The organism is Marivirga tractuosa, from assembly GCF_042140215.1.
Classification (GTDB): domain Bacteria; phylum Bacteroidota; class Bacteroidia; order Cytophagales; family Cyclobacteriaceae; genus Marivirga; species Marivirga tractuosa_A.
Genome location: NZ_CP159478.1, coordinates 3,503,245 through 3,517,959 on the forward strand (window position 1 = coordinate 3,503,245; position 14,715 = coordinate 3,517,959).

At 34.4% G+C, this 14,715-nt stretch carries 11 protein-coding genes and 1 pseudogene; 3 read left to right on the forward strand and 9 right to left on the reverse strand.

The window, feature by feature from the left end:
• The first annotated feature begins 77 nt into the window (after positions 1-77).
• Positions 78-2,258: a GAF domain-containing protein gene (locus ABWH96_RS15705; protein ID WP_375578460.1), complete on the forward strand. Its 2,181-nt coding sequence runs from the start codon at positions 78-80 to the stop codon at positions 2,256-2,258.
• Positions 2,259-2,261: 3 nt separating this feature from the next.
• Here ABWH96_RS15705 and ABWH96_RS15710 read toward each other — a convergent pair whose 3' ends face one another.
• The 3 genes from ABWH96_RS15710 to hisB form a co-directional block, all read right to left on the reverse strand.
• A complete protein-coding gene (locus ABWH96_RS15710) occupies positions 2,262-2,675 on the reverse strand; it encodes a PIN domain-containing protein (protein ID WP_375578461.1) in 414 nt (137 codons plus the stop codon).
• On the reverse strand, positions 2,672-2,929 hold the full coding sequence (locus ABWH96_RS15715) for a DUF6364 family protein (RefSeq protein WP_308349032.1): 258 nt from the start codon (positions 2,927-2,929) through the stop codon (positions 2,672-2,674). Before ABWH96_RS15715 ends, ABWH96_RS15710 begins: the two co-directional genes overlap by 4 nt.
• A 345-nt stretch (positions 2,930-3,274) precedes the next feature.
• Complete coding sequence (gene hisB / locus ABWH96_RS15720; RefSeq protein ID WP_375578462.1) at positions 3,275-4,372, reverse strand: bifunctional histidinol-phosphatase/imidazoleglycerol-phosphate dehydratase HisB; 1,098 nt, start codon at positions 4,370-4,372, stop codon at positions 3,275-3,277.
• A gap of 209 nt (positions 4,373-4,581) precedes the next feature.
• On the opposite strand from hisB, the gene ABWH96_RS15725 reads away from it, so the two are divergent.
• Complete coding sequence (locus tag ABWH96_RS15725; RefSeq protein ID WP_375578463.1) at positions 4,582-6,747, forward strand: 7TM diverse intracellular signaling domain-containing protein; 2,166 nt, start codon at positions 4,582-4,584, stop codon at positions 6,745-6,747.
• Between the two features lie 32 nt (positions 6,748-6,779).
• Here the strand turns inward: ABWH96_RS15725 and rnr are convergent, their stop codons facing one another.
• On the reverse strand, positions 6,780-8,951 hold the full coding sequence (rnr, locus tag ABWH96_RS15730; protein ID WP_375578464.1) for a ribonuclease R: 2,172 nt from the start codon (positions 8,949-8,951) through the stop codon (positions 6,780-6,782).
• Between the two features lie 60 nt (positions 8,952-9,011).
• The gene (locus ABWH96_RS15735) at positions 9,012-9,713 is read right to left on the reverse strand and encodes a 3'-5' exonuclease (RefSeq protein ID WP_375578465.1); all 702 of its coding nucleotides are present in this window, start codon (positions 9,711-9,713) and stop codon (positions 9,012-9,014) included.
• Between the two features lie 233 nt (positions 9,714-9,946).
• Between ABWH96_RS15735 and ABWH96_RS15740 the strand changes: the two genes are divergently transcribed.
• Positions 9,947-10,390 (forward strand): OsmC family protein, encoded by a 444-nt coding sequence (locus ABWH96_RS15740; protein ID WP_375578466.1) that lies wholly within the window; start codon positions 9,947-9,949, stop codon positions 10,388-10,390.
• 38 nt (positions 10,391-10,428) lie between these two features.
• Here the strand turns inward: ABWH96_RS15740 and ABWH96_RS15745 are convergent, their stop codons facing one another.
• The 4 genes and pseudogenes from ABWH96_RS15745 to ABWH96_RS15760 form a co-directional block, all read right to left on the reverse strand.
• On the reverse strand, positions 10,429-11,100 hold the full coding sequence (locus tag ABWH96_RS15745) for a KdsC family phosphatase (RefSeq protein WP_375578467.1): 672 nt from the start codon (positions 11,098-11,100) through the stop codon (positions 10,429-10,431).
• A 78-nt stretch (positions 11,101-11,178) separates the two neighbouring features.
• On the reverse strand, positions 11,179-12,012 hold the full coding sequence (locus ABWH96_RS15750) for a shikimate dehydrogenase family protein (RefSeq protein ID WP_375578468.1): 834 nt from the start codon (positions 12,010-12,012) through the stop codon (positions 11,179-11,181).
• Between the two features lie 122 nt (positions 12,013-12,134).
• The gene (locus ABWH96_RS15755; protein ID WP_375578469.1) at positions 12,135-12,950 is read right to left on the reverse strand and encodes a hypothetical protein; all 816 of its coding nucleotides are present in this window, start codon (positions 12,948-12,950) and stop codon (positions 12,135-12,137) included.
• Positions 12,951-13,161: 211 nt separating this feature from the next.
• A pseudogene (locus ABWH96_RS15760) lies at positions 13,162-14,673 on the reverse strand (IS1182 family transposase); the annotation flags it as partial.
• Positions 14,674-14,715: the final 42 nt, after the last annotated feature.

Sequence of the window (14,715 nt, forward strand, 5' to 3'; positions counted from 1 at the left end):
AAGCGTAATAAAGGCTTATTTTAATATTAACAGTCTTTCATTCTCACACTCCTATCTTCGTGAAAAATTAAAAAAACATGAAGATTAGAGACCTTGCTATCCGTAAAAAATTCATTCTATCCTTTTCCCTATTGCTATTTACGATGCTAATCGGTGGATTAGTTGTCGGCTATCTATGGAGTCAAGTAGATGAATATCAGCAAGTAAAATCGGATGTTGCCGAAACCATGATGCGTTTTGATAATGCACAAAAAATTGAACAGGACTTCCTCATTTTCGGCTGGAAAGAAATTGACTTTTTAGAGGATGGAAAAAGCAAATTCACCCAACAGTTTTTTAATCAGGTTGAAAAAGTTGAGAAATCATTAGAGCAAAAAACCAAATCTGAATTCGTTAATGATAAGGACTTAGCAAACGATTTTAGTTCAATCTTAATCTCCATTAATAGCTACAAAAAATCTTTTGATGACTTAAGAAAATTACTTTTCACTAGAGGTTTTAAAGATCATGGTTTAGAAGGTGAAATGAGAAGCTATGTTCATGATCTTCAAAATTGTGAATCTGCAGAAGAAAAAGTATTCGCATTTAGCCTCAGAAGACATGAAAAGGATTTTGCCTTGAGAAAGGATTTGGGCTATACCGAAAAATTACATGATACGGCAGATCAATTTATAGAGTTTGTTAAAAGTGCCAGTCCTGAAGAATTCCCGCACATGACAGACCGTTATAAAACCCAAACCATAGAGGCTATTAGAGCTTACAAAAACCACTTTGATAATATTGTACAAACTGAAATCGCTATCGGTCTCAACGAAAAATCAGGTCAATTCCTTCAACTAAATAGGAATAAAAAAGAAACCGAACCTAGGATTTCTTTACTTTATCAAAAAATTAATGAGCAAAATGAATCATTAAGACAAACCGCTTCCTTTGTAATTGGATTTACACTTTTAATTTTATTGCTTACCGTTTTTGCATTGGTATATTACCTAAGGAAAACAGTCTCCAAACCTATCATTAAGCTGGATGATATTGTGAAAAAAGTACTGGCGGGAGACAGCAATGCAGGAAAAGAGTTAATGCATGAAGGCAAGGATGAAATTGGAAGCTTGAATAGAAACTTCAGTTTGATGCTAGATAATCTCAGAGAAAATTTAAAATTAATAAAAGATAAAAATGAATCTTTAGAACTGAAAGCAAAACAAGATGAAATCAGAAGCTGGAATATTGAAGGATTAAGTCATTTCTCAGATTTAATGAAAGGAAATAATACCAACTTGGGTGAATTTGCTGATTCAATCATCAGCGAAACTGTAAAATATCTAAAAGCAAATCAAGGTGCGTTCTTTATTTTAAAAGATGAAAATGAAGAATCCATCATGGAATTAAAAGCTTGCTATGCTTTCAACAAAAAGAAATATATCCATAAAAAAATTGCAAAAGGTGAAGGCTTAATAGGGCAAACTTGGCTAGAAGGAGAAGCGATTTATATGACGGATGTTCCTTCCTCCTATATCAATATCACATCTGGATTGGGAGATGCACCTCCACGTTCCATTATGATTTTACCGCTTAAAACCGAACAACAAATTGTAGGAATTCTAGAAATTGCTTCCTTTCAAGAATTTGAAAAGCATGAACAGGAATTGCTTACTGAATTGGGCAATAGATTAGGAAGCGTAATCGAATCCATTAAAATGCAGGAGAAAACGCAAAAACTATTGGAAAAATCTCAGGAAATGACGGAGCAAATGCAAGCTCAAGAAGAGGAGATGCGCCAAAATATGGAAGAATTGCAAGCTACGCAGGAGGAAATGAATAGAAACCAAAAATCACTGAATGAGGCAATCAACTTAAAAGACTTACAAATCAATATGATGAATAGCCTTTTGGGCAAAGTTTATGAAGGTGTTATTTTCATCAATACTAATTATCAAATAGTGGCTTCCAATAATTATTTGATAGAAGACCTACATTACAATGAAAATGATTTGACGGGAAATAATCCTGAATTGATATTCAAAACTTCTTTGAAAAAGAAAATTGAAGCACTTCAAAACGAGCCGAATTTCATTTTAACAGGTGTGTCTGAAAGACAGGAAGCCAAAATCATGGATAAATTCAGTAACATCTTCGATTCCCGATTTGTGATTACTAAAATAGAGCATAAAGGAGAGGTATTCCATGCAGTGCTTTTTAATAAAAAAGAAGCGGAATATGGTAAAAGAGTATTGCAACATCTCTTTCAAACCAAGTAAAAATTAAACTTTTTGGGTAATAAACTCACTGGAATTCAAGACTTCTATTTCGCTGAAATAGAAGTCATTTTTATCTTCGGTCAATATCACTTTACATCCAACTCTTTCAGCAGCATAATATTCAAACCCATCTTCTAAATCATGAATTTTTTTATTTGTTAAAGCTTTTTCTACTCCATTTTGGTCGGCATCAGCAATATTAATATGCTGGCATAATAAAGTGATTTTCTCTTTGGCTTTTGCCTCATTTACTTTCTTGGATGTAAAGAAAAAAGCAATTGCTAAGCAAATAGGAGAAGTATAAAATTGAAACTCAGATTGACCTGCTAAACTTAAAATTCTAGCACTGTGGTTAAAAAGTGGGTATTCTTTATTGAGTACGGACACAAGGATATTGGCATCCAAAAAGACTTTCATTTTTTGGAAGATAAATATTCAGCTTTCATATCTTTTCTTTTTCGGGCTTTAGTGTGATATTCAGCTTTTCCTTCTGCAACTTGATTAACCCAATCAGCAACTGGCAATTCATCTAATGATTTATATTCACCAGTTGTGATTTGCTTGTAAAGAAACTCTGTAAGGCGTGACAAACTGATATTATTTTGCTCTGCAAATTGCTTTGCCTTGCCAATAATTTCTTCATTAAAAGATAAAGTTACTTTAGTGTCCATAATCTATTTTATTTCAATACCACCAACTTAATATTTCTATACGTATAAAACAAAAAGTAGTTAAGAATATTCCACTAACAAGTTTTTTCGCTTCAGCGAAAATTCTATTGTTTTCTTCAATATCTTTTGTGGTTAAAAAGTAATGTTTGCTTGTTCTATTATCGAAAGCATATTTCCACCACAAAAGAGACAAGAGAACACAAAAGAAAATAACCAAGGTTATTTTTCAAGAATGTAGTGAAAGTTGAGGCTTTAAAGCCAAACTTAATAATATTGAGGCTGTTTCCATGGTTGGTGTGCCACCAACCATTTCCCAAATAAGGCTATCCAGATTTTCAGCTATTATTACAGTGCCCCTTTAGTAGAAGGCAAATCATTTAGTCTACTTTCATCACGACTTACCGCCATTTTGATTGCCCGAGCCCAACCTTTAAAAATAGCTTCAATTTTATGATGTTCATTATCACCCGTAACTTGAATATCTAAATTACATTGAGCTGCATCAGAGAACGATTTAAAGAAATGAAAGAACATTTCAGTGGGCATATCCCCTACCATTTCCCTTTTGAATTCTGCTTTCCAGTTAATCCAAGGTCTTCCTCCAAAATCTATCGCTACTTGAGCTAAAGCATCATCCATAGGTAAAAGAAAACCATAACGGTAAATTCCTTTCTTATTACCTAAAGCTTCTTTAAAAGCCTCTCCCAAGGCTAAAGCTGTATCTTCAATGGTATGGTGTTCATCCACTTCCAAATCACCATCAACTTGAATAGATAAATCTAATCCTCCATGTTTCCCTAATTGATCCAACATATGGTCAAAAAACTTCAATCCAGTAGAGTTCTCAGCTTTTCCACTTCCATCTAAATTTAATTCGATTTTGATATCGGTTTCATTCGTTTTTCGTGAAATAGAAGCAGTCCTAGCTGGCATGACTATATAGCGAGCAATTTCTCTCCAATCTTTAGAAGATAATGTAGCCTCTGGCAATTCATCTCCAATAAAAATAGATTTTGCACCCAGGTTTTGAGCTAATTGGACATCTGTTTTACGATCACCTATCACATAACTATTAGCTAAATCATATTCATCTGAATAATATTGTTTCAGCATAGCTGTTCCTGGCTTGCGAGTATCTTTCCCTTCTTTCTCAAAGCTCCTATCAATATGTTGATCAGCAAATTTAATTCCTTCAATCTCCAATTGCTTTAGCATTTTATTGTGAGCTGGCCAAAAGGTATCTTCTGGATAGGATTCAGTTCCTAGCCCATCTTGATTGGTTACCATTACTAATTCATAATCTGAATTTTGAGCTATAAACTGTAGCGCACTAATAGCAAAGGGTAAGAATTCTAATTTTTCTAGAGAATCAACTTGAAAATCAGTTGGCGGTTCTTGAATAATAGTTCCGTCTCTATCTATAAATAATACTTTTTTCTTCATTTTTTAACTATTGAGATTCCAAAATTAGGGAATTGGAATTGAATTAAAACACATTCATTAAAATGATGTAAGGATAAAATTTGCAAATGCACAAAATTGTTCTGTTTATAGATAAATTTCAAAATTTTATCGAATTATTTATAATTGTAAATATGAAGTAAGTTTTTTAGCATATATTCAGGATTTGAAAGAAAAACTACAACACCTATATGCAGCTAAAACTTTTATTCGGAATAATACTTTATACAACATGTCTTTTTTTCACACACTCAAGCTTTAGTCAGGAAGTCATTCTCCATCAAGTCAATAAAGAATATCAAATCGGGAAATCTCTACAAATTTTAGTAGATAAAAAAAAGTCTATCAATTTTGAAGACATAAAGTCTGGTAAATTTGATGACAAATTTGAGAAGAGTGAAGCGGATGTACCTAATTATGCCTATTTAGATGCTAACTTTTGGTTTAAAATTAATTTGAATGACCAGTCATCTGAAGACAGCCGTTGGTATTTAGAAAGTTCTCGAACTCAAATTGATACTATAAAAATCTATTTTGAAAATGAAGAGGGCGACTATACTGAATACGCTTCAGGTGATTTATACCCTTATGACAGTAGAATAATCAAACATAAAGACTTTGTTTTCCCTATTCCAAAAACTGGAAATGGAAAAAAAACTATATATGTATGGTGCAAAGGAAATTTCTCCAAGCAGTTTCCATTCACCATAATTGAAGAACGAACATTTGCAGAAGCCTCTCATAAAACTGACCTTACTATGGGGATTCTATTCGGAGTTTTTATTGCCATGGTGATTTACAATTTGTTACTGTTCTTCAGCCTCCGTAGTCTAACCTATTTGTATTATGTCCTCTACATGGGCAGTTTTCTTTTGGCTATGATGGCTTTGACAGGTTATGGCTATGAAATGCTATTCAATTATTGGTTGCGTTTTGCCAATATCAGCAATATGTTTTTCATTGCATTGACTGTACTTTTCGCCAGTCAATTTACCAGACGATTTTTAGCGGTTAAAAAATATTCAAAGATTTTTCATTATGCGCTATTTGCTCCTGAAGCTTATAGCATCTTTTTAATTATTGTAAGCTTAACTGGAATATGGGTCGATGGATTTGTTTTATTTGCAAGTAAATCTGCAGCTTACTGTGGCATGATAGGTGTTTTAGTTTTCCTTCCAACGGGTATCGGAATTTATAGAAAAGGTTCAAGACCAGCTTACTTCTATTTAGTGGCTTGGACTGCTCTTTTTATTGGGGTAATTATTTATGTATTGAAAAATAATGCGATTTTACCTCAGAACACTTTTACAGATATGAGTATTATCATTGGGGCGGTTGCAGAAGCAATTCTTTTATCACTGGGTATGGCTGATAGAATTAAAACCCTTGAAAAAGAACAAAGAGCGGCAAGAGATAAAATGATTAGCACACTTCAAGAAAATGAAGACTTGATTAAAAATCAGAATCAGATTTTAGAGCAGAAAGTGGCAGAACGTACAAGTGAAATCATGGAAAAGAATGTAGAAATTGAACAGCAACTAGAAGAAATAGCAGCTCAACGAGATATGTTATCCGCCACAAAACTTGAGCTAGAAAGACAAAATGATAATGTGACTTCAAGTATAAATTATGCACAGCGAATTCAAAAAGCTATGCTCCCACAGGAAGACCGTATCCATCATGTTTTCAGGGAAAGCTTTATCATGTTCAGACCGAGAGATATTGTAAGTGGTGATTTTTACTGGTACACTGAAATAGAAGGTAAAAAAATATTTACTGTGGCTGATTGTACAGGGCATGGAGTTCCAGGGGCTTTTATGAGTATGATCGGAATTAATCTTCTGAATGAAATCATAAATGTGCGGAATGTAACTGATTCAGGAAGCATTTTATATAAGCTGAATGAAGGCGTACAAAAATCATTGAGCCAAGAATCATCCAGCAATAAAGATGGCATGGATATGACTTTAATCGTATTAGATGAAGAAAAGAAAACGATTCAATTCTCTGGAGCCAAAAACCCATTGATTTATGTTAAAGATGGTGAGTTTAACATTATCAAAGGAAATAATAATCCGATAGGTGGGATTTCAAAAAATGGCAATAGGGATTATGACACCCATACTATTCATTATGAAAAAGATATGATGATATATATGTTTTCTGACGGTTATCAGGATCAATTTGGCGGACCTAACGATAGAAAATTCATGGTAAAAAGATTTAAAAATCTTTTACATGATTTGGCAGATAACCCTGCTGAAAAACAGCTTGCAATTCTTAATAATGAATTAGACTGTTGGATGAAAAATACTAGACAATTAGATGATATTTTAGTGGCAGGAATAAGGCTGTAATTTACACTTACAGCCTTATTTTTAATTTTGTCTTAATTAGAAACCTCTTCCTTCTCACAAAATTCTAAATCAATAGTCCTTTTATCAATATCAGTAGCTTTAACTCTTACCGTTACGGGATCACCAAGCGTAATCATGCGTTTATTGTTCCTTCCTATGATTCTGTAATTCTTTTCATCAAATTCATAGTAATCATCCGTCATATCAACTAAACGAACCATACCTTCGCATTTAGTTTCTATGATTTCCACAAAAATACCCCATTCAGTCACACCTGTTACTAAGCCATCAAATGCTTTATCCTCCACAGAAGCCATAAATTCAACTTGCTTATATTTGATAGAAGCTCTTTCAGCATCCGAAGCTCTTTTCTCCATTTCAGAAGAATGTAAACATTTAGATTCATATTCTTCTGCATTTACAGATTTCCCTTGATCTAAATAATGCTGCAACAATCTATGCACCATCACATCAGGATAACGCCTAATAGGAGAAGTGAAGTGGGTATAATATTGAAAAGCCAGACCAAAGTGGAATGAATTTTTAGTAGTATATTTTGCCTTTGCCATGGAACGTATTGCCAGACTTTCTAAAACATTCTGCTCTGGTTTACCCTGGATTTCGTTCATTAATGAATTTAATGACTTGGCAACTGCTTTTTCTTCTATCTCTAATTCGTGACCAAATCTTTTTGCGAAAATGGAAAAAGTGCTCAATTTCTCAGGATCTGGATAATCGTGTTGACGATAAACAAAAGTCAATTTCTGGTCACCTTTTTTCTTGGTCGCAATAAATTCAGCCACTTTTCTATTGGCTAAAAGCATATACTCCTCCACCAATTTATGTGCATCCTGTCTAACTTTTGGAATAACACCTAATGGCTTTCCATTTTCATCCAGTTTGAATTTTACTTCAACCGATTCAAAAGCAATAGCCCCGTGTTTAAAGCGAGTTTCTTTTAATTTCTTTGCAATTGAATTTAGAGTTGTTAATTCTTCCGCATGATCACCAATTCCAGCTTCCAAAATTGCCTGAGCTTCTTCATAGGCAAATCTTCTATCGGAATGCGTCACCGTTCTGCCAAACCATTCATTATGAATAGTTCCATTATCATCTAGCTCAAAAACGGCTGAGAAAGTGAATTTATCTTCATTGGGTCTAAGCGAACAAAGTCCATTGGAAAGCCTTTCTGGTAACATCGGGATAGTTCTATCCACTAAATAAACTGAAGTGGCTCTGTGGAAAGCTTCATCTTCCAATAAAGTGCCTGGTTGAACATAGTAGGTTACATCCGCAATATGAATTCCGATTTCATAATGACCATTTTCCAACTTTTTAAAAGAAATAGCATCATCAAAATCCTTAGCATCTTCTGGGTCAATAGTGAAAGTTGTGGTATCACGCATATCCCTTCTTTTGGCAATTTCCTTTTCAGGTAATTGATCACTGATCTTTTCAGATTCCCTTACCACTGCCTCTGGAAATTCCATTGGCAATTCAAATTCAGCCATAATGGAATGAATTTCTGCTTCATTCTCTCCTGCTTTTCCTAAAACTCTGATTACTTTAGCTTCAGGCTTTCGATCTAAATCTCCCCAGCTTTTAATCTCAGCTATTACTTTATCCTGATGCTCTGCCCCACCCAATTTATCGTTATTGATAAAGAAATCGGTATGTATATATCGGCTGTCTGGAATCATGAAAGCATAGCGAACGGATTTGTCAATTCGTCCTACAAATTGAGTTTTCGCTCTTTCTACTACCTCAATTACCTTCCCTTCTTCCCTGCCATCTTTGTTTTTCTTAGTAACAACTACTTTTACAGTATCCTTATGAAAAGCACCTTTCAGTTTTTCGGTTTTCACAATAATATCAGTTTCCCTATCTTCAGAAATGATGTAAGCCAACCGAGGATTCACATGATCTACTTTACCAATAATAAATTCCGGTTCTTTTATAGAGACATAAGTTGCTCTGGAAGCTTTTTCAATTTTCCCTTCTTTCAGTAATTCTACTAACACTTTATCAATTAAGCGCTTCGCCTCAGCCGTATTGCTGCCAATTGCTTTGGCTATATTTCTTACTGTAAATGATTTGTCTAGATTAAAATCTAAAATTTGAAGAACTTCTTGTTTTAGTTCAGGTATGCTTTTAATTATTCTTTTAGGCTTTTTTACGCCTTTTTTATTTCTTTTTTTACTCATGTTTAAATTTAATATGTTTTGAAAAGGATGTTATTAAGTGAATATGAAGAAATCAATAAATCACTCATCCTTAACTTTAATGATTTGCTCTTCTTGCAAGATGGGTTGTCCATTCATTTTTAGGTACAATTGGCAAGTGAGCACTACATCTTTTTCACAATATTCGGCAATTCTTTTTAAATCACCTTCTTTATAATATACTTCATATACTTGACTTCCGTCAATATCGTCTTTACTTGTGGGCAAATCAAATATATGCGCCAATAAATCTAATTTTGTATAATGCTTTCGGTCTCCAAACTTCCACATTTCCAAAGTGTCAAGATAAGGCGTTTGCCAAGGCTTCAATGATGAAACGTCCAATACGGATGGAAGTTTTAAGCCATTCACCAAGATCCGTCTACAAATATATGGAATATCAAACTCTTTGATGTTATGTCCGCAAATGACGGAATTTGTATCCTCCACTTTTTGCAAAATTGGAATAAGCTTACTGAGTAACTCTGTCTCATCTTCATCTGCTAAGGTTGTGACTCTTAACTTTCTATTTTTCTCATTTCCGAACATCCAACCCAAAGAGACTACCACAATTTTCCCAAATTCCGCATAAATGCCTGCTCTAGGATAAATCTCTTCGGCTGTTTCTTCATTTCTGGTAAGAAAAGAAGCTTTATGCTGCCATAAGGATTGTTCTTTTTCGGATAAATCAGTGAAATTCTCCGTTTGAGGAACGGTTTCTATATCAATAAAAAGTATAGCCATTTTGGTTGATTTTAGGTTGATATTCGATTTAAATTATGGAAAATATTGGAAAGAAGGAAAAATGGAACCAAGAAGTTTGAAGACGATAGAGTGTCCATTGTCCATCCCTAAATAGTATTAAGGTCAGAACTGCATATCTGGGAGTTAAAAAATTTGTTAACTGGAGTTTCAAAATGTAACATATAATTTTAGGTGAGGTTAAATCAATTAAACTATAACTAAAAAATTTAACTATGGCAATTAAGAGAAAAGTAACAGCAAATTGGAAAGGAACTGCAAAGGATGGCGGAGGACAGTTAAGCAGCTCCAATAAATTTTTTGACAATACTCCTTATTCATTTAAAGGTAGATTTGAAAATGAAGATGGGAAATTAGGTACCAACCCAGAAGAGTTAATTGCTGCTGCTCATTCGGGTTGCTATGCCATGGCATTGAGCGTGGCTATTTCTCAAGCAGGTCATACGCCTGATGAAATTGATGCTCAAGCTGAAGTGGTTTTAGATAAGGAAGGTGATGGTTTTGCTATTAAAGAAATAAAATTAACAGTAAAAGGTAAAGTAAGTGGTTTGTCAGAAAAAGAATTTTTAGAAATGGCAGAAGGCGCTAAAGAAGGATGCCCTATTTCAAAAGCATTAAGCGCAGTTCCGATTTCATTGAATGCAAGCTTTGGTTCATAATTTTAAAGGCATGGCTTTACGTCATGCCTTCTTTTTTATTACCCCACTGGTTCATCTAATAAATAGAAGTCAATAAATTCTCTAACACAACCGTTGCCGCCCTTAGTATGTAAAACTAAATCTACGGTTTCTTTAACTCGTATAACTGCATCAGCAGGACAAGCAGAAAAACCTACTGAGTTCATGACTGCTAAGTCGTTGATGTCATCGCCTATAATGGCTACTTCAGATAGTTTAATGTCTAGTTTTTCACACCAATCTAAAAGGATATCAATTTTAGGCTCGCCTCCTACATATAGGTTTTTGATATTCAGCATTTCAGCACGGACTTTCACCATCTTGATTTTATGAGCGGAAGAAATAATACCCGTTTGAATGCTAAACTTCTCTAAGGCTTTTATAGCCATTCCATCTTTGGCATTGTATTTTTTGAACTGATCGCCATTTTCAGTAAAGAACATTCCCGCATCAGTCATCACACCGTCCACGTCCAAAATCAAAAGTTTGATGTTTTTAATTTTAGATTTATCGACAAACATTGGTCTGCAGAGCATATTAGCATAATCTAATTCATTTTCAGCACAAAAAAGCTTTAAATCACCTACTGAAAGTTGATCCAGTCTTTGGATGTTAAAACCATCTAAAAAATCAGCCATTGACTTTTTTTCTCTGGCTAGATACGCTTCTATGTTTCTTTTCAGTAAATCCATTGGTGTTATTTATTCAAGTCCGTAAAAGTACTAATTCTTATTGGGTTTCTATTTTAGATGTTAAATAGAATGAAAATGTTAGTCCTTAAGATTCCAGTTCTCTATTATTGCTTCCGCAGATATATCACCAATAAAAAGCTGATACTGTCGAACCAATTGGGCTTTATACATGGCACTGCCTGGAATGAATTCAATATTGTTTTCTTCGCAATAGCTTTTTAAGAAATTAGGTTTGTTATCCTTTTCGGGCATATTATGACAGAAAAGCATTTTACAATTGCTTAGCAATTCGGAAAAGCCTTTTGCCTCTAAGAAATTAGGCTGAGATGAAATAGGAGTCGCATCTACTATTAGATCATAAGGAGCTGATATTTCATCAGCTTCAATTCCTAAGTCCTCTTTTTTAGCTTTCACTTTTTCAGGATTTCTTCCCGTCAGCATGACTTTCAATCCCAATTCTTTCAACACATGATAAGCTACACCGGAAACTCCGCCATTTCCATATATCGCTGCTGTTTTAATGGAATGAGCAGTTGATTTTAAAGCCTTTTCTAAAGCAGTTTTTAAGCCAATCGCATCGGTATTGTAGCCAAAGAGTTTTCCTTGTTCATTCACCACAGTATTCACTGCCAAAGTTTTTTTAGCGATTTCTTCCACTTCATCCAGATACGGAATAATCTTGGATTTTAGTCCGTCTTTACCTGTGACAGCACCGCCTCTTGAAATAGGTGAACGTAATAGCTCAGCATAGACTTTAGCTGTAATGTCATGCGGGAAAGTAAAATACACCAAATTCCGATTGAGCTTTTGTAAAGCAGTATTATGTTTTTCAATGGAGTTGGCACTTCCTGAGGTGGAGAAAATGAATTGGGAGGTGGGATTTAGGGGCACTTGAAATGGGTTAGTTTTCATATCTATATTTTTGATATTTCTGCATTGTGACCTGTCAGGTTTTAATTAATTCAGTTGAACAATTTAGGATTGTTTATTCAATAATTGCAAATAGAAACCTGACAGGTCTAGATTAATTCTGTTTAGATGTCTTTTAAAGCACAAACGAAATTCTCTATAAATTTATCTTTGGAATTTTCTTCTAAGGCGTCTAATGACAGAAATGGATTCAAGTCTTCCAATTCTACCAATAATAAACTCCCGTCTCGTAGTTTGCAGGCATCCACTCTTTGGATTCCTCTTTTCATATTATTCCATTGAATAAATCTTTGGGCAAATTTCAAGTCTTCTTCAGTGGCTTTATAAGTTTTCAACTCCCATCTTTTGTTTTTGTTGGGTGCATAAAGTGCATATTTAAATTCATCATTAATGAAATAGAAAGAAACTTCATATTCGAAATCTATAAATGGCTGAATCAACTTTTCCTCAAGTTTTGTGTTATTTATTTCTTCTTTACTGACTTTTTCCATTCCGATGGAATCAGCCCCATTTTTGAGTTTGATGATGTATTGATCGGAATTAGGGAGTAAATGAAGTTTATCAAGACTATTAATAGTAGGGATTACAGGGAAACCTTGTTCAAATAAATCCAGTAAATATTGTTTCCCCTTCATATCTGCTTTGCCATCAAAGGAATTGAAAGTGGGGATTCCTTTTTGCTTTACGGCTTTTACAAATTCATTGAAATAGTCTTGGTAATAAGCAACTGGCCCAGTATTTCTGAAAACCATAAAATCAGCTTTATCCAAAAAAGCCAAAGCTTGTTGTGGATTGCCAATCAAAATATTGAAATGATCTTTTAGCTGAGAAGTGATATATAAATCTTCTTCATAGTAATTTCTGCCTTTGGCTGGATAGTAAAGGTCTGTGATGTAAAGTAAAGCCGGGTTCTCAGACATAATTTTTCTTTGTAATTTGGATGAGGCTGTCCAAAAAGGACAGTTTTTTTTATGCCGCTATTTTCAGATACCCACATCCATTTTCACTTATTTTTTGCTGTCCATGGATTTTCGACTTAATTTCTGTGGACATTTTATGATAAGGGGCATTTTTACCAACTCTTGGTAATTCGGCATCTGATTTTGATGTTAAAATCACATTATTGGCTATCATTTTCCTGAAGTTGTGACCTATTGCCATCAACAAAAACTCTAATTCTACTTTTTCTAATCCTGAAAATGTAAAACGGTTAAATTTATTGTTGCTTTTTAATTGACCAAACACAGCCTCTGGCTCTATTGGTCTTTTACTTCTGTGCTCAAGTCCTTTTTTGCTTGTTAAGTTTTCTCTGGCCTGCCGTTTTAGAAGGTTTAATCTGTGGTTTACCTCTATTCTTCTGTTACCTATAGCCTTATGGCAAGATGTTCTCAATGGACATTGCTCGCATCTTTTTGCTTGGTAGTAAGCGACTTTAGACTCATAACCGTTAGTTGAAGTGCGTTTCCCCTCTCCAATTTTTTCCATTCTTTGCCCCATGGGGCATACGTGAAAATCTTGCTCGGCATTATAGAAGAGGTTTTGTGGAAGAAACGGGTTGTTCTTCATCTTTTTCTTTTGCTCTTTATGGAAGTAATTATACTTCACATAGGCTTCAACACCTTTTTCTTCAAGCATTTCATAATTTTCTTCGCTGCCGTATCCTGCATCGGCCACTATTTCTTTACTCTGTTTATGGTAGAGTTCTTCAAAACCGGTCAAATGTGATTTTAAAGTAGTGGTGTCACCAGGTGTTTGATGGATGGAAACATGGGTGATAAACTGATTTTCTGTTGATATTTGGGAGTTATAAGCAGGCTTTAATTGGCCGTTTTTCATGTGGTCGTCTTTCATTCTCATGAATGTGGCACCCTTATCGGTTTTGCTGTAGGATTTTCGCTTGTCCAATATTTCCAAGTCCTTTTCATACTTCTCTAACTTTGGAAGATGCTCCTCTTGAAGCTTTTGCAGTTCTTTGGCAACTTTCTTTGATGGCTCCTTTAGTTTTTTGTTGAGTAGCGAAAGTCTTTCCTTTAACTCCTTCGAATCAATTTTTTGGGGCAATTCCTCCTTATTGACTTCTTGATTGTCTGATAAAATACTCCTTTCAATATCCGATAGAACGCTATTGATTTTTGTTTCCAGCTTGTCTTTGTACTTTTCAACCGAGCCCCGCCAAACAAAGGTGTATTTATTCGATTTAGCCTCTATTTTTGTTCCGTCAATGTACTGGACATCAAGGCTGACATACCCCATTTCCACCAGCATTTTCACTACCTCTGCAAATAAGGTCTTGATCGAGTCTTTTAAAATTTTACCACGAAAATCATTGATCGTCCTGAAATCAGGAGTTGAATTTCCCGATATAAACATAAAATGAATATTCTCATGGAGTGCCTTGGCTATTTTTCTACAGGAATACACATTGGAGAGATAACTGTAAAATAAAACCTTGATCATCATCCTGGGATGATAGGCCGATGTCCCACCTCCTTTGTATTTCTTAAGAATGTCGCTGATATCCAATGAATTGACCACCGAGTCAATTAAACGGACAGGATGATTTTCAGGGATTTTATCAAAAATGTTTACTGGAAATAATTCTGGGCAATTGCCTGTTTGATTTTTAAAAACTATCTTAGCCATCGTTGTATTTTGTACGACTCTAAAATAATATTTTTAGAGAAA

Coding starts and splice junctions, on each gene's coding strand:
- ABWH96_RS15705 (WP_375578460.1), top strand. CDS start 78: ATGAAGATTAGAGACCTTGCTATCCGTAAAAAATTCATTCTATCCTTT.
- ABWH96_RS15710 (WP_375578461.1), bottom strand. CDS start 2,675: ATGAAAGTCTTTTTGGATGCCAATATCCTTGTGTCCGTACTCAATAAA.
- ABWH96_RS15715 (WP_308349032.1), bottom strand. CDS start 2,929: ATGGACACTAAAGTAACTTTATCTTTTAATGAAGAAATTATTGGCAAG.
- hisB (WP_375578462.1), bottom strand. CDS start 4,372: ATGAAGAAAAAAGTATTATTTATAGATAGAGACGGAACTATTATTCAA.
- ABWH96_RS15725 (WP_375578463.1), top strand. CDS start 4,582: ATGCAGCTAAAACTTTTATTCGGAATAATACTTTATACAACATGTCTT.
- rnr (WP_375578464.1), bottom strand. CDS start 8,951: ATGAGTAAAAAAAGAAATAAAAAAGGCGTAAAAAAGCCTAAAAGAATA.
- ABWH96_RS15735 (WP_375578465.1), bottom strand. CDS start 9,713: ATGGCTATACTTTTTATTGATATAGAAACCGTTCCTCAAACGGAGAAT.
- ABWH96_RS15740 (WP_375578466.1), top strand. CDS start 9,947: ATGGCAATTAAGAGAAAAGTAACAGCAAATTGGAAAGGAACTGCAAAG.
- ABWH96_RS15745 (WP_375578467.1), bottom strand. CDS start 11,100: ATGGATTTACTGAAAAGAAACATAGAAGCGTATCTAGCCAGAGAAAAA.
- ABWH96_RS15750 (WP_375578468.1), bottom strand. CDS start 12,012: ATGAAAACTAACCCATTTCAAGTGCCCCTAAATCCCACCTCCCAATTC.
- ABWH96_RS15755 (WP_375578469.1), bottom strand. CDS start 12,950: ATGTCTGAGAACCCGGCTTTACTTTACATCACAGACCTTTACTATCCA.